15 protein-coding genes are annotated in these 18305 nt (G+C 38.1%); 6 read left to right on the top strand and 9 right to left on the bottom strand.

The features are described 5' to 3' along the window. Positions 1-396: 396 nt before the first annotated feature. From PVV59_RS03510 to PVV59_RS03520, 3 genes are all read left to right on the top strand, one after another. Positions 397-1350 carry a peptidylprolyl isomerase gene (locus PVV59_RS03510; RefSeq protein WP_273754593.1) on the top strand — a complete coding sequence of 318 codons (954 nt, stop codon included), beginning with the start codon at positions 397-399 and terminating at the stop codon, positions 1348-1350. Positions 1351-1477: 127 nt separating this feature from the next. Continuing rightward, positions 1478-2710: a bifunctional glutamate N-acetyltransferase/amino-acid acetyltransferase ArgJ gene (argJ, locus tag PVV59_RS03515; RefSeq protein ID WP_273754595.1), complete on the top strand. Its 1233-nt coding sequence runs from the start codon at positions 1478-1480 to the stop codon at positions 2708-2710. Positions 2711-2841: 131 nt separating this feature from the next. After that, entirely contained in the window at positions 2842-3255 is a 414-nt protein-coding gene (locus PVV59_RS03520) for a (deoxy)nucleoside triphosphate pyrophosphohydrolase (RefSeq protein WP_273754597.1), read from the top strand. A gap of 740 nt (positions 3256-3995) precedes the next feature. Here PVV59_RS03520 and PVV59_RS03525 read toward each other — a convergent pair. The 4 genes from PVV59_RS03525 to PVV59_RS03540 form a co-directional block, all read right to left on the bottom strand. After that, a complete protein-coding gene (locus PVV59_RS03525; RefSeq protein WP_273754598.1) occupies positions 3996-4862 on the bottom strand; it encodes an NlpC/P60 family protein in 867 nt (288 codons plus the stop codon). 161 nt (positions 4863-5023) lie between these two features. Next, on the bottom strand, positions 5024-6391 hold the full coding sequence (locus PVV59_RS03530; protein ID WP_273754600.1) for a M17 family metallopeptidase: 1368 nt from the start codon (positions 6389-6391) through the stop codon (positions 5024-5026). Positions 6392-6405: 14 nt separating this feature from the next. Next, complete coding sequence (gene coaA, locus PVV59_RS03535; protein ID WP_241436499.1) at positions 6406-7350, bottom strand: type I pantothenate kinase; 945 nt, start codon at positions 7348-7350, stop codon at positions 6406-6408. 172 nt (positions 7351-7522) lie between these two features. Next, positions 7523-8512, bottom strand: a complete 990-nt coding sequence (locus tag PVV59_RS03540; RefSeq protein WP_273754602.1) for an asparaginase — start codon at positions 8510-8512, stop codon at positions 7523-7525. A 218-nt stretch (positions 8513-8730) separates the two neighbouring features. Between PVV59_RS03540 and hslV the strand changes: the two genes are divergently transcribed. Both hslV and hslU read left to right on the top strand, forming a co-directional pair. Next, positions 8731-9312 carry an ATP-dependent protease subunit HslV gene (gene hslV / locus PVV59_RS03545; RefSeq protein ID WP_273754604.1) on the top strand — a complete coding sequence of 194 codons (582 nt, stop codon included), beginning with the start codon at positions 8731-8733 and terminating at the stop codon, positions 9310-9312. Continuing rightward, positions 9313-10623, top strand: a complete 1311-nt coding sequence (gene hslU, locus PVV59_RS03550; protein ID WP_273754606.1) for an ATP-dependent protease ATPase subunit HslU — start codon at positions 9313-9315, stop codon at positions 10621-10623. Between the two features lie 18 nt (positions 10624-10641). Here hslU and PVV59_RS03555 read toward each other — a convergent pair whose 3' ends face one another. The 3 genes from PVV59_RS03555 to rpsO all read right to left on the bottom strand — a co-directional run bounded on the left by PVV59_RS03555 (position 10642) and on the right by rpsO (position 14423). Next, positions 10642-11637, bottom strand: coding sequence for a class I SAM-dependent methyltransferase (locus PVV59_RS03555; RefSeq protein WP_273754720.1), 996 nt, complete (start codon positions 11635-11637; stop codon positions 10642-10644). A 73-nt stretch (positions 11638-11710) separates the two neighbouring features. Beyond that, positions 11711-13906, bottom strand: a complete 2196-nt coding sequence (gene pnp, locus PVV59_RS03560; RefSeq protein WP_273754607.1) for a polyribonucleotide nucleotidyltransferase — start codon at positions 13904-13906, stop codon at positions 11711-11713. A 247-nt stretch (positions 13907-14153) separates the two neighbouring features. Further along, positions 14154-14423 carry a 30S ribosomal protein S15 gene (gene rpsO / locus PVV59_RS03565; RefSeq protein WP_273754610.1) on the bottom strand — a complete coding sequence of 90 codons (270 nt, stop codon included), beginning with the start codon at positions 14421-14423 and terminating at the stop codon, positions 14154-14156. 313 nt (positions 14424-14736) lie between these two features. On the opposite strand from rpsO, the gene PVV59_RS03570 reads away from it, so the two are divergent. Continuing rightward, positions 14737-16365 (top strand): MFS transporter, encoded by a 1629-nt coding sequence (locus PVV59_RS03570; protein WP_273754612.1) that lies wholly within the window; start codon positions 14737-14739, stop codon positions 16363-16365. A gap of 455 nt (positions 16366-16820) precedes the next feature. On the opposite strand, the gene truB is transcribed toward PVV59_RS03570, so the two are convergent. Next, the gene (gene truB, locus PVV59_RS03575; protein WP_273754721.1) at positions 16821-17783 is read right to left on the bottom strand and encodes a tRNA pseudouridine(55) synthase TruB; all 963 of its coding nucleotides are present in this window, start codon (positions 17781-17783) and stop codon (positions 16821-16823) included. A 4-nt stretch (positions 17784-17787) separates the two neighbouring features. Next, positions 17788-18192 carry a 30S ribosome-binding factor RbfA gene (gene rbfA, locus PVV59_RS03580; protein WP_273754613.1) on the bottom strand — a complete coding sequence of 135 codons (405 nt, stop codon included), beginning with the start codon at positions 18190-18192 and terminating at the stop codon, positions 17788-17790. Positions 18193-18305 lie beyond the last annotated feature (113 nt).

An 18305-nucleotide genomic window follows, 5' to 3' on the forward strand; every position in this document is an offset into this window, starting at 1 on the left:
TGGGAAATTCATATGATTTCCCCATGTTCCACATTTTCTTTAAGTTTTCCGATATCATGAAATGCAGATGGTACCATTATATTTGCCGGTGTGCAATTTTTCACTTTAAACTGTAAAGTAGAGATAAGAGGCTAAGGGCGCTATGTCAACTTTAGGTATGTTATTTAACGGATACAATTCAAAGTAATTTAAGATATTAAGATATAATGTGCCATTTTTCTCTATTATCACGTTTTTCATTTGCGTTAGATAGGGTTGAAAAAACTGAGATAAAAGAGCAATTTTATATTTTTTAAAATAAATTGCTAATTTATTTCTCTATGTTTAAATATTAAAGTGTTATGGTATAGAAAATTGGAATCTTGAACCTGCCTTGCATTTTTAAGGAGTATATTTATGAAATTTAACTTTATCACGCTGTTTTTAGCATCAGCTTTATTGGCAAGTACAAGTTTAGGGGTGAGGGCCACAGAAAGTTTGAATTCATCGCCGAATGATTTAAAGACTTTGGAAAAAGCTTCTGAAAAAGCTGTTTCTCCTTCTCATGTTATGGCTGTTATTGATGGGAATAATATTACAGCAGGACAATTGGATGAGTTAGCGCTTGAAATAAATCCTAATTTAGCCCGTTTTCCTGATGAACAGCGCCGTATCATGGTTTTAAAGGCCTATGTGGATATGCAGGCACTTGCAAAAGCGGCAAGAAGCAAAGGTCTTGATAAGACAGAGGCTTATGATAAACGTATGGTTGTTATGCGTGACAATGTGCTTCAACAGCTTTATTTTAAACAGATGATTGTTGACAAAATATCGGATACTGATTTGGAAGATCTTTATAAGCAAGAAATTGCTGCTTTACCTAAAGAGGATGAAGTTAAAGCGCGTCATATTTTGGTCAAAACCAGAAAAGAAGCAGAAGCTATCGTTAAGCGTTTAAATAAAGGCGAAAATTTCGAAGAGATTGCCAAAAAAAGTTCAACAGATGGTTCCGCTGCTGTTGGGGGCGATCTTGGTTATTTTAGCCATGGTCAAATGGTCAAGCCTTTTGAAGATGCAGCATTTGGTTTGAAAGTTGGCGAATACACGAAACAACCCGTTGAAAGTCCTTTTGGTTGGCATATTATTAAATTAGAAGATCGTCGTGTAAAACAGCCTCCCACATTTGATGATGTTAAAGAGATGTTGCGTACACAGTTGATAAAAAAGCGCTATCAAGAACTAATGGTTGATTTGCGTAGCAAGATAGATGTGAAATATCCTGATCCTAATGTTACAAAAGTCATGGAATCGCTTAATCAAAATGGAACGCTGCTTCCCGATGAGACATCCGACGAAGAAGATACGGAATAATAAGGAAGAAGAGGTAGAAAGTATTTTGCTGGGTGATTTGAGTGATGAGTGTCGTTCAAAAAGCTGAGAAGTCATTTATGAGAGACGACTTATCTATGATCATTTATCTTTTTATGGAAAACAGAGTGTGGTTTTAAAAATATCTCCGTTATCTCCGCAAAACATGTCGGAGCTTCCGCCACTATCTGGTGTGCGGATAGCAACAGCTAAAGCTGGGATTAAATATAAAGATCGTACAGATCTCCTTTTTATTGTATTCGATAAGCCGGCAAGTGTAGCTGGTGTTTTTACACGCTCAAAATGTCCATCTGCTCCTGTAGAGCATTGTCGTGCATCTCTTCCCCATGGGGTTGCAAGGGGGGTTGTTGTAAATTCTGGAAATGCAAATGCTTTTACAGGACGCAAAGGAAGACACACAACCAATGAAATCATCTGTGCAGCAGCGAATACTTTAAAGGTTAGAGAAAATGAAATTTTTATAGCTTCTACAGGTGTTATTGGTGAGCCAATGGATGCATCGGCTGTTGTGAGTCTTTTACCAAGTATGGCAGAGACAGCAAAAGAAGGGAATTGGTTGGAAGCTGCAAAAGCCATAATGACAACCGACACATTTCCAAAACTTTCTACGCGTAAATTTGCTTGTGGGGGAGAGAATGTTACCATTCATGGAATTGCAAAAGGTGCAGGTATGATTGCACCCGATATGGCGACAATGCTCTCGTTTGTGGTCAGTGATGCGACTATTTCTTCGGATATGCTTCAATCCATGTTATCAGAAGCCGTTGAGGGTTCTTTCAATTCGATTACTGTTGATAGTGATACTTCAACTTCAGATACGCTTATGTTATTTGCGACAGGAAAAGAACATTTTCCATGCCTTAAAAGTCGATCTGATCCACGTTATGGCATTTTTGTGAAACAATTGAGTGAACTTTTGCATGAACTTGCACTCCAAGTTGTATGTGATGGTGAAGGTGCACGTCATTTAATTGAGGTTAATGTAAGTGGTGCTACAACAGATAAGGCTGCGAAGACTATTGCTTTATCCATTGCAAATTCACCACTTGTAAAAACGGCTATTGCCGGTGAAGATGCCAACTGGGGGCGAGTCGTTATGGCAGTTGGAAAGGCAGGTGTTGAAGTCGATCGTGATCTATTGACAATTTGGTTTGGTGAATATCGTGTGGCAGTGAATGGCGAACGAGATCCTGCTTATTGCGAAGAGACAATAGCTGCTTATATGCGAGGTAAACACATCACAATTCGTGTTGATATCGGTTTGGGTGAGAGTACAGCGACGGTTTGGTCTTGCGATTTAACAAAAGAATACGTTATGATCAATAGCGATTATAGAAGTTAACGGATATATCATAAATTTGACATTAGATATCTGTATATTCGGGGGAGAGTAGGGAGTATTTTAGCACTTTCATTTTGAAGGAGAGGGTGAGAGGAAAAAGATGGTTATCTTTATCCTATTTGGAGAGCGATATGGGTACAAAAAGTTTACTTCTTCTTGTTGTTGCTTGTGCATTATTAGATCAAGATAATCGTGTTCTGCTTACCAAGCGTCCTCAAGGAAAATCACTAGCTGGTTTATGGGAGTTTCCTGGTGGAAAGGTTGAACAAGGCGAAATTCCAGAAACATCATTGATTCGTGAATTAGAAGAAGAACTCGGTATTCATGTTCAGATGGATAATTTACAGCCCTTAACATTTGCAAGCCATAGCTATGAGACATTTCATCTCCTAATGCCATTGTATCTTTGTTACCATTATGAAGGTGTTGCTAGGGGACGAGAAGGGCAAGATTTAAAATGGGTTTTTATTGGTGATCTTGAGAAATATCCTATGCCTGATGCTGATAAACCATTGGTTCAATTGTTGAAAAAATTTCTTCTTTAATAAGTTTTTGAAAAGACAATATCATTTATAAATAGAGGATACTTCTTTCATAAGATCTTAATGTGAGAAAAGATTTTTTAAAGAGAAAAATTTGTAATTTTTATAAGAGATTATTCTTTTTGTGCATTTTTCATGGTCAATATATCGTAGCCTTACCATTTCTTTTAAATTCGACGTTGAGACATTCAAAAACATCCACAGCAATATTTTTTAATAATGGAGAATGCACAATGCTTCATGCTTTTGTTTATCGCCTATCTTTAATAGAGACATGTTCCTCAATATAATACAGAGGGCTATCGTGTTACATATTCACGTCCTTATAAAAAATATTTCTCAACGCTCCTAAACCTATTTCACAAGAGTTCCTGTTCCTCATAATCATTTTCACCTTTATGCATAGCTTTCCTGCTAAAACGAATAGACTAATCACTTTAGTGCTTTGTCATGAAGGGTGTGTAACGCTCCATTATATTTAAAATTACTATGTCACCTGTAATATACAAACTTTCATGCAAGCTATTTACGAAATGGGCTTGTGAGTTACACAATACACGAAAAATCTATGAGTGTTGATAAAAGCTTCCTACTAAATATAAGTTTATAAAAATACCTTTTCGTCCATATAATTAATAACTTCATTCTATCGGCATTATTATTTTTAAGGGTTTTCAATAGCACTATGAAAAAACACAACAATAGAAACATTCTTTGGTTTTACTCATCTCTAAAAGTACCATTTATGTTTCTATTATTGGACGACGTTTTTCTACGGGATATTTTTGATATGTTTGAGCGACACGCATAATGACTTCCTCTAGGAGCTCAATCGTCACGTCCATAGAAAAGCCATTTGCATGAATGATATTTTCATGATCAACCATAATGGCAGCATGACCTTGCCAAAAAATTAAGTCACCTCGTTGAAGTTTATCATTTTCTGAGAGCGGAGTCCCTATAGTTTTTTGCTGCATGTCAGTATCACGTAAAACCATTTGGCCGGTCATGATCATAGAAAGCTGGATGAGTCCTGAGCAATCAAGTCCGAAACCACTGACACCACCCCAAAGGTAAGGTGTGCGGATGAACATTTCAGCAACGGTAACATAATCTTTATATACACGGCCAATGGGACTGAGATGATTGCTGATGATTGCTTTTCCGTTTTCAAGTATAGAATACATAGTTTCACGCACTTCAACTTCATCAACAACAGTTACCTTACTTCCCATAGATAAAGGATATTCCATTGGCCCACGCAAATCAGCTTGGAAATATTGAAAAGTACGTGGGACTGAAACGATATGTGTTTGTTTTATGTTTGATGTACAAAGTGCTGTTGTATCAATATAACCAACGTAACCATCTTTAAGAGATTGTCCCCACGACATGGATTCTCCTTGTTCAAAGATAAGAAGCTCTTCTCCAAGTAAGCATTGGGTTTGCATTTCGCTTTTTTTACTGTTTTCTTTAAACAGTCCAGCAACAGGAACATTAACACGTCTTTTTTCACCTTGCACAAAGCGCTGCGCTGTGACCTCTGTTTCAAGACGTTTGTCAGCGAGATCTTCTCTAAATGCATGTAACCTTGGATCTTTAGAGACCATTCGTTGCCCTTTCATTTTTGTCTTTAAAATAAGTTTATAACCACTGTAAAATCGCAGAGCTTTTCATCGTTAAATAAAGCAAAGAGCATCATTAGAGACGATAAGCAACCACTCCTAAAGCCTCACAATTGTCCATCTTTGTGGATATTTTGTGTCAATTTTTAGTTTTTAAAGAGATTATAAAGAGCACGAATAACTTGTGCAGATCCACCGACAGGATAGCCTGGTTTTTCTTTAGGAACCCAGCCATAAAGATCAAAATGCGCAAAATGTTCAGCTCTTTCAACGAAAGAGTTAAGAAATAAAGCAGCCACTATAGAGCCGGCATAGTTATTTCCCGTTATGTTGTTCAGATCAGCATTTGGTGAAGATAACATTTCCAAGTAAGGTTTCCAAAGGGGCATTTGCCAAAGAGGATCGAAAACAGAGTGAGCCGATTCAGAAATTTGTTGTGCCCATATTGCATCATTACAATAAAATGCGGGAAGATCTGGTCCTAATGCGATACGTGCTGCGCCCGTTAAAGTAGCCATGCAAAGCATGAATTTTGGGCTTTCTTCATCACCATATGCAAGTGCATCAGCAAGGACAAGTCGCCCTTCAGCATCTGTATTCCCCACTTCAACAGTTAACCCCTTACGACTTTTGAGAATATCACCTGGTCGGTAAGCATTTGCAGAAATTGCATTTTCTACAGCTGGAATCAAAACACGTAGACGGAAAGGCAATTTCGCATCCATAATAAGTTTAGCCAATCCCAAAACATGTGCTCCACCTCCCATGTCTTTTTTCATAAGCAACATGTTATTGGCTGATTTAATATCCAGCCCTCCCGTATCAAAAGTTACGCCTTTGCCTACCAACGTTATTTTAGGATGATGCTCTTGCCCCCAGTGTAATTCAATCAATCGTGGTGCAGTGCTGCCTGCACGTCCTACGGCATGAATCATCGGAAAGTTATGGGTTAAGAGATCATCTCCACAAATACTGTGGACATGAGCACCGTATGTTTTCCCTAGTTGTCGTGCCTCTTCTTCAAGAGTATCAGGGGTCATATCATTAGCTGGAATATTGATGAGATCACGGATGAAGAAGACAGTTTCATAAATACGTTTGAGCTCATCAAAATCAACGGATTCATTGACATGGATAGATAATGATTTTAAAAGAGAATTTTGGCGATAACGGTTAAATTGATAGCTTCCCAGTGCTAATCCAAGATAGGTATTTATTTCATCAGAGGTTTCACCTTCTAAATGCCAGTGACCAGCAGGAAGTTTTTGAGCAAGAAGACCTGTGATAAAGGGATCGCTCCCATTGCCAATTCCAAATAAAACTTTTTTTAAATGTCCCGTTTCGTGAGGAACAAAGAGTATTTGCCCTGCTTTTCCAGTAAAATCATTAACTTTTATCCATGCTGTCGCTGAGGCATCAAGTGATAAGTTAGCAAGATTTCTTTGATTTACTAAGATAATAGGGTAACTGTTATCAATACGTGTTGAGGTAAAATGAATGGAATGTTGTTGCATAGTTTATGAGATCCTTATAGTCGTCTAAGTGCGACATACTCGACCAAGTGATTTTTTCCCTTTCGAAGAATGAGATTGGACCGTGGTCGTGTTGGCAATATATTTTCTTGTAAGTTTTTTAAGTTAATCGTTTGCCAAATATTTTCAGCGATTTTTAAGGCTTCTTCTTCATGCAGGAGTGCATAACGATGAAAATAGGATTCAGGATTTTGAAAAGCTGTTTTACGCAAACGTTTAAAACGTTCCAAGTACCAGTGCCGAATGACTTCTGTTTCAGCATCGACATAGATTGAAAAATCAAAAAAATCTGAAACAAAAGGAATGACCTTACCATCTTTAGGAAGATCACTGACTTGCAGAACATTAATACCTTCAATAATTAAAATATCAGGGCGGTCAATGATAATTGTGTGATTTTTTAGAACATCATAAGTCATATGAGAATAAAGAGGAGCAGGGACATTTCCAATACCTGCTTTTATAGCCGAAAGAAAGCATAGTAATTTTTTGATGTCATAGGAATCAGGAAATCCTTTACGATTCATACGATTTTTTTGTTCTAAGATCGCATTAGGATAGAGAAAACCATCCGTTGTGATCAGATCAACTTTAAGACTAGATGTCCAACGTTTTAACAGCTCTTGAAGGATACGAGCGGTGGTAGACTTTCCTACAGCTACAGAACCAGCAATTCCAATAATAAAGGGCGTTTTTTGACTCTCTTCTTGATGGAGAAACTGCTGACGTTTGTGAAAAAGTTCCTGCACTGCTTCAACATGGCATGAGAGCAGACGTGATAAAGAAAGATAAATGCGTTGGACTTCTTCAAGATCGATGGGATCATCAATAGAGCGTAAACGCTTAATTTCATCAAAAGTTAAAGTAAGAGGTGTATCCGCACGAAATTCTGACCATTCTTGTGCTGTAAAAACACGATAAGGTGAATATCGGTCAGAAATGGATTTGACCAAATTATCTTCCTGATTAATTTTTTTTATAGTCGTATCAATCATTTTTATTTATCGAAACTTTTTGATGTAGCTCTTGATTAAGAGCGGGCAGGTGAGCTGCTTTGTGTTTAAATAAATTTCGTTTTGCATGCCTTCTCTTTAAGATAACAGATCATTTTTATTAACTTATCGTCCAGTCATTCCAGTATGTACGGATTTGTGCCAATGAGTACCCTTGTGCCAAAAAAGCCCATAAAAGCAGACGCGCTTTTACTGCTGATAAATACCCAGACATAAAAGCACCCGAAGCAATCATATCGATTTCTGAACCTTTATAGCCATAAGTTATACGAGTTGTTGAGCCATTACAACAACGACTAGCAATAATAATTGGTATTTTTTGTGCATATTGTTGTACAAGATCTGCTTCTTGAAAACTACAGTGTCCTGCACCAAAACCAGCAATAACAAGTCCAGCATAATGTCCACTTTCAAGGCAAAGTTTCATTAATTGTGCATCAGATGATAAAGAGGAATAGAGAAGTGCAATTTGATGATCGTAGTTTTGGGGAAGATCAAATGTTGTCGGAAAAAATTTTCGATCATTAAAATAAATAAGTTTTCCCTCTAAAATAGTTCCTACAATACCTACAAGACCTGATTGAAATGTTTCAACCTTGACGGTGTGGCTTTTATAGAGCCAATAAGGTGAGTGAATGGTATCATTAATGACAACAAGAACGCCTCTGTTACGACTTTGTGGGGCGGCCGCGACACGCGTTGCTGCTAAAATATTAGCAGGCCCATCAGCACCTGCTTCGTGAGGGGTACGCATAGCACCGGTTATGATGAGTGGTTCATCTTTCTTCCAATAAAGAGAAAGAAAAAAAGCAGTTTCTTCAAGAGTATCAGTGCCTTGCGTTAAGACAATTCCTTTTGCACCAGCGTTTATTTGTTGTTTTGCCCACTCTATTATTTCAAAAAGAATTTTAAAAGATAAAGATCCACTGGGTATTTGCATTAATGTTTGTGCATGAATATCAGCAATGTTATTTAAATCAGGAACACTTTTTATGAGGTTATCTGAGGTTAAAGTCGGTTGCATGTGGCCAAAACGATCGGCAGTCATTGCAATTGTTCCACCTAAGGTTCCTATAGCTATTTTTTTCATAATTTTCCTCTATAAAGGCACAAACTTTTTACATAAAACTATTTAGCAGTAATTTACATTGACAACAATAATATCATTTTTTCAATTTCAACAAATTGAGTGATGCTGAATCATTGTGTTTTGCTGTATATGTTCTTAAATAGGACAATAGACATTGAGTTTTACATTGAATGAAAAGATAATATTAAAAAGAAAAGTAATATTTAAGGAGTGCCCTTATGACAGAACATAAGCCAGACATAATGTATGGTACAACGATTATTACGGTACGAAAAGGTGGCAAAGTTGTGATGGCTGGCGACGGTCAGGTCTCTCTTGGACAGACGATTATGAAAGGCAATACACGTAAAGTTCGTCGTCTTGGGAAGAGCGGAGTGGTTATTGCTGGTTTTGCAGGTGCTACGGCAGATGCTTTCACATTACTGGAAAGATTGGAAACAAAGCTTGAGCAATATCCTGATCAGCTTATGCGTGCCTGTGTAGAGCTTGCAAAAGATTGGCGAACAGATCGCTATTTGCGTCGTTTGGAAGCAATGATGCTCGTGGCTGATAAGAAAGTAACTTTAGCTCTAACAGGGCTTGGTGATGTTTTAGAACCAGAAGATGGGGTTATGGCCATTGGCTCTGGAGGAAATTTTGCTCTTTCAGCAGCGCGGGCACTGATGGACTTGGATTTGGATGCCGAAACGATTGCCCGTAAAGCTATGGCTATTGCCGCTAAAATTTGTGTTTACACCAATGATCATTTTACGATTGAAACATTGGATGCAGAATTATCTTCTTTAGAGAAAGCTATTTAAATGTGTGTTGTATTTTCCCCTCGTGAGACTGTTTCTGAACTTGATCGTTTTATTATTGGCCAAAATGATGCCAAGCGTTCTGTAGCTATTGCACTACGCAATCGGTGGCGTAGACAACAGCTTGATGAGCCGATGCGTGAAGAAGTGATGCCAAAAAATATTTTAATGATAGGACCAACAGGTGTTGGTAAAACAGGGATTGCACGTCGATTAGCAAAACTTTCTGGAGCCCCTTTTGTTAAAGTAGAAGCAACGAAATTTACTGAAGTTGGTTATGTGGGGCGTGACGTTGAGCAAATTATTCGAGATCTTGTTGAAATTGCCATTTCTCTTGTGCGTGAAAAGAAACGCGATGAAATAAAAGAAAAGGCTCACGTGAATGCTGAAGAGCGCGTTTTAGATGCTCTTGTTGGTAAAACAGCAAGTCCGGCTACCCGTGATAGTTTTCGCAAAAAATTGCGTGAAGGTGAATTGGATGAGAAAGAGATTGAAATTGAAGTCGCTGATAATAATAGCAATAGTGCTTCAACCTTTGATATTCCTGGTATGCCTGGGGCGCAAATGGGGATTATGAATTTATCCGATATTTTGGGCAAAATAGGCAGTCGTACAAAAGTCCGTAAAACGACAGTAAGGGATGCTTTCAAACCGCTCATTGATGATGAATCTGAAAAACTCCTTGATCAGGAACAAATTATTCAAGAAGCGCTTCGTGTAGCTGAAAATGACGGTATTGTTTTTATCGACGAGATTGATAAAATTGCAACGAGGGATGGTGGAGCCAGTGCAGCGGTTTCGCGTGAGGGCGTCCAACGTGATCTTTTGCCTTTGGTGGAAGGAACAACCATTGCTACAAAATATGGGCAAATCAAAACAGATCATATTCTCTTTATTGCTTCTGGTGCATTTCATGTTTCCAAGCCATCTGATTTATTACCGGAACTTCAAGGACGTTTGCCTATTCGCGTAGAATTAAATCCTCTCACAAGAGAAGATTTACGACGCATTCTAACAGAACCAGAAGCAAGTTTGATTAAACAATATATTGCTTTAATGGCAACGGAAGAGGTCCATTTGGAAATTACCGATGATGCGATTGATGCTTTAGCAGATATTGCTGTAGATTTAAATGCAAGGATTGAAAATATAGGGGCACGCCGTTTGCAGACCGTTATGGAGCGTGTTTTAGATGAGATTTCTTTTACGGCACCAGATAGAGCTGGAACATCGTTTAAAATTGATGCTGCTTATGTCAGAAAATCTATTGGTGAGCTTGCTGCTGATATTGATCTTTCTCGTTTTATTCTTTAGAGATATTGCTTGTTTTGTTTATCTGCGTGCTTCAATAATTTTGAAACCATGGGCTTGTTCATGGATCAACACTGTGCGGAAAATATTTTTTAACAATGTTTCATAAGGAAGGTGTCGGTTTGCAACAAGAAATAGACTGCCACCTGGCCTTAGGCATTTTTCAGCATTTATAATAAAATGTTTTCCTAAGAAGACATCTGTCGTTTGTTGTGTGTGAAACGGTGGATTTGAAATGATTGTGTCATACAGGCTTGTGACAGGCTCACGCACAAGGTCATGCCAATAAAAATGAATTGGAAAAGGGGCTGTTATAGATTTAAGGTGTTGTTTTGCTGCTTTCAAAGCGTTGTAGTCTGCTTCATAGAGATCAAGAGTCGTAAGCTTTACATCGCTTTCAAGTGCAACGTGAGAAAGATATCCCCAACCAGCTCCAAAATCAGCTGTTTTCCCAGAAATAACTTTGGGCAGATAAGAAGCAAGGGCAGCAGATCCTAGATCAATACGACCATGTGAGAACATACCAGAAGTAGTTTGAAATTTATCAAAAGAAAGCGGTGGTGAGCGCAATTGTGCAATATTTTGTTTCTCTATTTGTGGAGGAACTTGAAGCCAAAATACAAGACCATGATTTTTAGATAGTTTATGGGTGATGGGGACAATTTTTTTGACCCATTTCATCATTGAAGCAGCACCAGACGTTTTATTTCCACTGATCACAATCCATCCACTAAGTTTAACACATTCTAATAAATCAAGGAAACAATTTTGATTAAAACCACGATATTTGCTCAGGTGCAAAAACGCACCATCATAAATGAGAGTTTTATCTATTTGAGGAGAGCAGTGAAATTGAGTATCGACAAATTTTAAAAAATCTGGTCGCCAAGGCGTGATGACTTTTAAATTTTGCGTCCATTCTGGAGCAGGCACTTGCGTTAAACCAAAACTTAGCCAGCATTGGTTTGGATCTGGATAAGGGAGTGCATGATTTTCAAAAGGTAAAAATGATAACACATGTGATTCTTTCAAAGAAAAATGCCACTCCAATGTTGGGATGGCATTCCATGATTACGATAAGAAGAAAAAATTATTCTTCTTTTTTCTTCCGACGGCGCTTATTTTCAGGTTGTTTTTTTTCATCTATGCTCTTTTCTTCTCTCACCGATTGATCATCGGTAATTTCCTTTCCGGTTTCTTGATCAACAATCTTCATTGATAACCGAACTTTTCCACGCTCATCAAAGCCCATGAGTTTAACCCAAACTTTATCACCTTCCTTAACAATATCAGTTGTTTTGGTGACACGTTCTGATGCAAGTTGAGAGATATGAACGAGCCCATCACGAGAACCAAAGAAGTTTATAAATGCACCAAAATCTGCAGTTTTTACAACTGTTCCTTGGTAGATAGCCCCAACTTCAGGTTCATCGACAATAGAATGGATCCAGCGTTTTGCTGCTTCAATGGTTTTAGCATCAGCAGAAGCAATTTTAATGGTACCATCGTCTTCAATATTAATTTTTGCTCCAGTTTGTTCCACAATTTCTCGAATAACTTTACCACCAGAGCCGATTACATCACGAATTTTATCGACAGCAATATTCATAACTTCAATACGTGGTGAAAATTCGCTCAGTTCAGCGCGAGCACTGGTTAAAGCTTTACTCATTTCATGAAGGATATGGATTCGGCCATCTTTGGCTTGTTCAAGTGCGACTTTCATAATCTCTTCAGTAATACCGTCAATTTTGATATCCATTTGCAAAGCAGTAATACCATTTTCTGTTCCTGCAACTTTAAAATCCATATCTCCAAGGTGATCTTCATCTCCTAAGATATCAGATAGAACAGCAAAGCGTTTTCCCTCTTTAATCAAGCCCATGGCAATACCTGCAACGGGGCGAGATAAAGGAACACCAGCATCCATGAGAGCAAGCGATGTTCCACAAACCGTTGCCATAGAAGAAGAACCGTTAGATTCAGTAATTTCTGAGACAGCACGAATGGTATAAGGAAAAGATTCTTTTGTTGGCAACATGGGGTGAATCGCCCGCCATGCTAATTTTCCATGTCCAATTTCACGACGACCAGGAGAGCCAAGGCGTCCTGTTTCTCCTACTGAAAATGGTGGAAAATTATAATGGAGGAGGAATGTTTCCTTATATATTCCGGTTAAGGCATCAACATATTGTTCATCTTCACCAGTTCCCAAGGTTGCAACGACAATTGCTTGCGTTTCTCCGCGGGTAAAGAGTGCTGATCCATGTGTACGGGGTAAAATACTCACTTCCGATTGAATAGGGCGCACAGTAGAAAGATTACGTCCATCAATACGCCTTTCTGTATCAAGAATGTTTCCGCGAACAATTTTTGCTTGCAACTGTTTAAATACGGTTGCAATTTGGTCTGTACTAAATTGACAGTCTTCTTCTGTTTCTAGCATAAATTTATCGATAATTTCTGTTTTTAGTGCATCAATTGCGGCATAACGTTCTTGCTTATCAGTAATTGTGTAGGCCTTTCGTATACTTTGCTCCGCCATTTCTTCCATTGCTTTTTCAAGATCAGAAAGATCTTCAGGAACAAAATCACGCGGATCTTTTGCAGCAACTTCAGCAAGCTTGATAATGGCATCAATGACAGGTTGAAGGCCCTTGTGACCGAACATCACAGCACCCAACATAATATCTTCTGGTAATTCTTGTGCTTCTGATTCAACCATCAAAACAGCACTTTCTGTTCCTGCAACCACAAGGTCAAGTTTTGATTCAGGCATTTCATCAATATGAGGATTGAGAATATATTGTCCATTACAATAACCAACGCGGGCACCTGCTATAGGCCCCATGAAAGGAACCCCTGACAGCGTCAATGCGGCAGAGGAGGCAATCATCGCAAGAATATCGGGATTATTTTCAAGATCATGCTGTATAACGGAAACAATAACTTGTGTATCATTTTTATAACCCTCAACGAAGAGAGGACGAATTGGACGATCAATCAAACGTGAAACCAAAGTTTCATTTTCACTTGGACGACTTTCACGTTTTAAATAGCCACCAGGTATTCGACCAACAGCATAGGATTTTTCTTGATAATTAACGGTGAGTGGAAAAAAGTCCTGGTCTGGTTTTGGGCTTTTTGCTGATACAACGGTTGCTAAGACAATAGTTTCTCCATAGGTAGCAATCACGGCACCATCAGCTTGACGTGCTATTTTCCCTGTTTCAAGGGTGAGTGGACGCCCGGCCCATTCAATTTCTATCTTGTGCGTTTTGAACATTTTTTATCCTTAATGACCAGTGTTTAAATCTTTGATTGCTCACATTCTGGCTTTGCGTAGCATATTTTCAAGTTCTGGGGTGTACAACAAGCTTACTTCCATTTTTGTTGTGAGAAGAGAGAGATGAATCGCCTTAAATACGAAATAATGAGCAGCTCTATCACATAATAACTTGTCAGTTTTTAAATTTTTATCTAAAGGCAACATGCTGAAAAAATGGGTGGTGTTTTACACCACCCCATTTTTTTTAGCGACGCAAACCTAACTTCTTGATAAGTATCTGATAACGATTTTGGTCAATTCCTTTAAGATAATCAAGAAGGCGCCGACGTTGAGACACCATCTTTAAAAGACCACGACGAGAATGATTATCTTTTTTGTGAGATTTAAAGTGGTTTGTTAAATTAGAAATACGTTCAGAAAGTACAGCAATCTGTACTTCTGGTGATCCTGTATCACCAACTTTATTTGCGTATTCTGCGACAAGAGCTTGTTTACGTTCAGCTGTAATCGACATCGTATTATCCTTTCAAAAAACAAAGAAACATAAAGCCACCCATAGCCGAGATGTCGTTCAGCCAGGGTCTACGAAAAAATAAGAAGAGTCAAAGACTCCTACCTATTTTTGCTCTTATATAGGAAAGAAGATTAAAATACTAGTCCTTGACAGCATTTTGAAGTCTTTCTTTAAATAAAGCTTTTGTTTTGAAATATTGATTTAAATAGAGTTTTATGAGAAGTTTTTTAAAGAATTATGCATCCTTTTGATACAAAGATTATGAGCGTGTGTGTAGTAACAAAAATGATAAATACCGATTTGGAGGAAAAAGATGCAGAGCATTTCAACATTCAAACTTTTTCGTAATTCGGTATTTCGAAATTTATGGTCATCTACTCTTATTTCTAATTTAGGAGGGCTGATACAGGCTGTTGGAGCAGGGTGGTTAATGGCGTTAATTAGTTCTTCGCATTCCATGGTTGGGTTGGTTCAGAGTGCGACAACATTACCACTTGTTATGTTTTCTTTAATGGCAGGGGCATTAGCAGACAATTTTAATCGGCGTCAAATTATGCTGTGCGCACAGATTATGATGATGGTCATATCCATGAGTTTATCTATTTTAGCCTATATGGGATTTTTAACACCTTGGCTTTTATTATGTTTCACGTTTTTGATTGGATGTGGCACAGCTTTTTATAATCCTTCTTGGCAAGCAACGATAGGAGATATAGTGAGCAGGGAAAATATTCCTGCTGCTGTTAGTTTGAATAGTGTCGGCTTTAATTTGATGCGAAGTGTTGGTCCTGCTATTGGAGGTGCCATCATTGCAACTTTGGGGGCATCTGCCGCTTTTTTGTTTAATGCTATAAGCTATATCCCTCTTATTGGTGCATTATTTTTCTGGAAATCGAATTATGAAAACAATCCATTGCCAAGAGAAAGACTGTTAGGAGCTGTCTCAGATGGTTTACGTTATGTTGCGATGTCACCTAATCTCTTGAGTATTATGGTTCGAGCGTTTCTTTTTGGTATAGGGGCGATTTCGGTTTTAGCTCTTTTGCCAATTGTTGCGCATAAAGTTCTCGGAGGGAGTGCACTTCTTTACGGTACATTACTTGGTTGTTTTGGCTTAGGAGCCATGACAGCAGGGATTATTAATGCATTTGTACGGCATCATTTTCGTTCAGAAACAATCATTGCAAGTGCATTTATTGGTTTCGCCTTTTCTTGTTTTTTATTGGGAATAAGTCGCTCACTGATTATTAGCCATATTGCTTTATTCCCTGCAGGTTTATGTTGGGTTTTGGCATTATCATTGTTTAATACATCTGTACAACTCTCTACACCACGCTGGGTTGTTGCACGTTCTTTAGCGCTTTACCAAACATCATCTTACGGAGGGATGGCTATTGGTAGTGCAATCTGGGGAATTTTGGCTGATGGTTATTCTCCAACAATTGCTTTGAGTGTTTGTTCTCTATTCTTGATTGTTGGGGCTCTTGCGGGGGTAAAATTTAGAATTCAAGAAATCCCGCAAATTGATTTGAATCCTCTTGATCATTTTAGAGAGCCAGAACTCTTACTCGACCTAAAAGCAAGAAGTGGTCCGATTATGATCATGATCGACTATCAAATTCATGAAAATGATCTGGAAGAGTTTCTCAAAGTGATGACGCGCCGACGTCATATTCGTTTACGTGATGGTGCGCGCCAATGGGTTCTTTTACGAGATCTTGAAAGACCTGAATATTGGACAGAGGCTTATCATATGTCAACATGGGTAGATTATTTACGCCATAATCACCGTCGCACAAAAGCGGATGCTGAAGTTAATAAGCGTTTGCGACATTTAAATTGTGCTCCTAACGGTATAAGGGTGCATCGCATGATTGAACGACAGACAATCCCCCAAGCCAATGAGATGCTCTTAAAAGTTCCTTCGGATCATCTTCCTTAAGGTTAGAGCAGCTTTTTAATATGGTTATTATATTCTTTAGATCAATTGGTTAGCATAAGCACAAGAAAATAAGTATTTAAATGTTTAGTATATTGATTTATAATGGCACTTTGTCATTTTTCTAGTAATGGTTCCAAAGATTTTAATCTTCTTTCATTTTGAATCTATTGATTTTATTTATATTGCATCAATAAAAACTATTTTCTTGTACGTACAAAAGAGACTAATGTTTTGATAAAAATGATTGAAAAGGAATAAAAAAGCCTCTTATGAAGCTTTTTAAATACAAAGGTTTTAAAATTAAGGGATGGCAAAGTGTATGATGGTGTTGGTTTGTAGGACTATCTTTAAATTTTGATATGAATGAGATGAGCATAGAGAAATAAAAGCAAAATATTTCTCTTAATTTGATAGGGAATATCTTTCAGTCAGAAACGGTTAGAAGAAAGAAACACTTAAATTGTAAAAGTCCGCTTTGGTTTAAATAGACCTTTATCAAGAGTGCCAATAGCAAGAAGTTGTTCCTTATAGAGGGTGCAAACCTCCTCTTCATCAAGGGGTGTTTTATAGGCATATAAAGGAATAGAATGCCCTCTCATAACTCTTTGCGCTTGGGTTTCAGTAAGCGGATAATGCGGGAGACAATCTAAAGCAGCTCCCGTTTCAATTAACAGTTCATCGAGCGTTGAGAAGTCTTTTTCAAAAGAACTCTCATTTTCATCTATGGTGTTTTTACTTGGTGATATTGCTTCTTTTAGTTCATCCCATGTAATGAGATCCTCTTCATAAAAAGGTGCAACGGCAATACGTCTTAAATCAGCGATATGCCCATAGCAACCCAGATCACGTCCCATATCGCGTGCTAAAGAGCGTACATAAGTTCCTTTTCCGCAGGTTATTTCAAAGACAGAGTGCTCTTTGGTAGGCATTTCTATTAACTCGAAAGTTTCTATTTCTACTTTGCGGGGCGCAATTTCAACGACTTCCCCTTCACGCGCTAGATCATAAGCGCGATTTCCAGCAATTTTAATTGCTGAAAATTGTGGAGGTGTTTGCAAAATAACACCTGTATATTGAGGAAGAAGAGCAAGTATTTCTTCTCGTGTTGGACGTTTGAGAGATGTTTTCGTTATTTTTCCTTCTAAATCATCTGTTGAACGTTCTTGCCCCCAAGCGATATGAAAACGGTATGTTTTTTTGCCTTGCATCACGTAAGGAACGGTTTTGGTTGCTTCACCTAAGGCTATAGGGAGGAGACCTGAAGCAAGAGGATCAAGCGTACCCGCATGTCCTGCTTTTTGTGCATGAAAGAGCCATTTGATTTGTGAAACAGCTTCTGTTGATTTCATTCCTTTTGGTTTATCAAATATGACCCAGCCAGAAACAGGACGTCCTTTTTTTTTGCGTTGCCGTGTCATTTCTTTAATCCTCATCTTTATCCTTATGAAGATCACGCGCAACTTCAGGTGACCGGAGGAGGGCGTCAATTTTTGAAAAATTATCAAAACTATTATCAAGTCGGAAACGCAGTTCTGGCATATATTTCATTTGTCGTAACGTATGACTGATTTCTCCACGGAGAAAACGACTATGTTTATTGAGGGTATCAACAACATCGATATGGGAAGAATTTTTAAGTGTGCTGAGAGGCGATACAAAGCAAGTAGCAATTTTTAAATCTGGTGACATGCGCACTTCAGAGACAGAAATGACAACATCCTTCAAAACATCATCAAGCAAAATATCACGCTGTAGTATATGTGCTATTGCATGACGCACTTGCTCTGCTACTCTAAGTTGCCGTTGTGATGGTCCTGCATTTTTCATCAAAGTTTTGTCCTTGCTCCAAGACCTCTTCTTTTGAGCATCCAAATAAGGAAAAAAAGAGATATTGTGTATAGAATTCCAATAACTTCTCTCATTTTTAAATAGAGTAAAGA

The sequence above is a fragment of the Bartonella sp. MM73XJBT.G genome, from assembly GCF_028618435.1.
Classification (GTDB): Bacteria; Pseudomonadota; Alphaproteobacteria; order Rhizobiales; family Rhizobiaceae; genus Bartonella.

Excerpts from the sequence above, each read along its gene's own strand:
- PVV59_RS03510 (WP_273754593.1), top strand. The coding sequence starts at position 397 with ATGAAATTTAACTTTATCACGCTGTTTTTAGCATCAGCTTTATTGGCA.
- PVV59_RS03520 (WP_273754597.1), top strand. The coding sequence starts at position 2,842 with ATGGGTACAAAAAGTTTACTTCTTCTTGTTGTTGCTTGTGCATTATTA.
- PVV59_RS03525 (WP_273754598.1), bottom strand. The coding sequence starts at position 4,862 with ATGGTCTCTAAAGATCCAAGGTTACATGCATTTAGAGAAGATCTCGCT.
- PVV59_RS03530 (WP_273754600.1), bottom strand. The coding sequence starts at position 6,391 with ATGCAACAACATTCCATTCATTTTACCTCAACACGTATTGATAACAGT.
- PVV59_RS03540 (WP_273754602.1), bottom strand. The coding sequence starts at position 8,512 with ATGAAAAAAATAGCTATAGGAACCTTAGGTGGAACAATTGCAATGACT.
- hslV (WP_273754604.1), top strand. The coding sequence starts at position 8,731 with ATGACAGAACATAAGCCAGACATAATGTATGGTACAACGATTATTACG.
- hslU (WP_273754606.1), top strand. The coding sequence starts at position 9,313 with ATGTGTGTTGTATTTTCCCCTCGTGAGACTGTTTCTGAACTTGATCGT.
- pnp (WP_273754607.1), bottom strand. The coding sequence starts at position 13,906 with ATGTTCAAAACGCACAAGATAGAAATTGAATGGGCCGGGCGTCCACTC.
- rpsO (WP_273754610.1), bottom strand. The coding sequence starts at position 14,423 with ATGTCGATTACAGCTGAACGTAAACAAGCTCTTGTCGCAGAATACGCA.
- PVV59_RS03570 (WP_273754612.1), top strand. The coding sequence starts at position 14,737 with ATGCAGAGCATTTCAACATTCAAACTTTTTCGTAATTCGGTATTTCGA.
- truB (WP_273754721.1), bottom strand. The coding sequence starts at position 17,783 with ATGACACGGCAACGCAAAAAAAAAGGACGTCCTGTTTCTGGCTGGGTC.
- rbfA (WP_273754613.1), bottom strand. The coding sequence starts at position 18,192 with ATGAAAAATGCAGGACCATCACAACGGCAACTTAGAGTAGCAGAGCAA.